Source organism: Vibrio sp. 1978 (genome assembly GCF_033344345.1).
On the sequence record NZ_JAWPOP010001003.1, the window covers coordinates 1 to 521 of the forward strand.

General features: G+C 49.5%; 1 protein-coding gene. It reads right to left on the reverse strand.

The annotated features are described in order from the left end of the window. A partial coding sequence (locus tag R8N49_RS30335) for an FAD-dependent oxidoreductase (RefSeq protein WP_318190849.1) occupies positions 1 to 521 on the reverse strand: 521 nt, incomplete at both ends.

Below are 521 nucleotides of genomic sequence, written 5' to 3' on the forward strand. Positions count from 1 at the left end.
GCGACCTAATGCCATCGCTTCAATCACGATGTTACCGCCACACGCGTCACCAGCTACGAAGACGTCTTCTAGGCTAGAAGCTAACGTTTGTTTATCGACAACGTAACGGCCGCCGCGAGTTTGCTCTAGTGCACCGTCAGTAATGTCTGCCACGATTTGACCGGTTGCAAAAACGATGGTGTCTACAGAGATGGTTTTGCTTTCTTCGCTGTACTGAGGTGCAAAGTTGCCTTGCTCATCAAAGATAGACAGGACTTTCTTGATAGTGATGCCGGTTACTTTACCGTTCTCATGTTCAATAGCTACTGGGCCCCAACCTGCGTTGAACTCGACACCTTCTTCTAGCGACTCGTCGATTTCGATTTGGCTTGCAGGTAGGTTCTCTAGGCTCTCAAGTGAACATTGGTAAACGTCGCTTGCACCAATACGCCATGAAGAGCGTGCACAGTCCATTGCAACGTCACCACCGCCGATAACCATTACGCGTTTACCTGCACGTGGGAATTGGCGAGTTTCAGAAA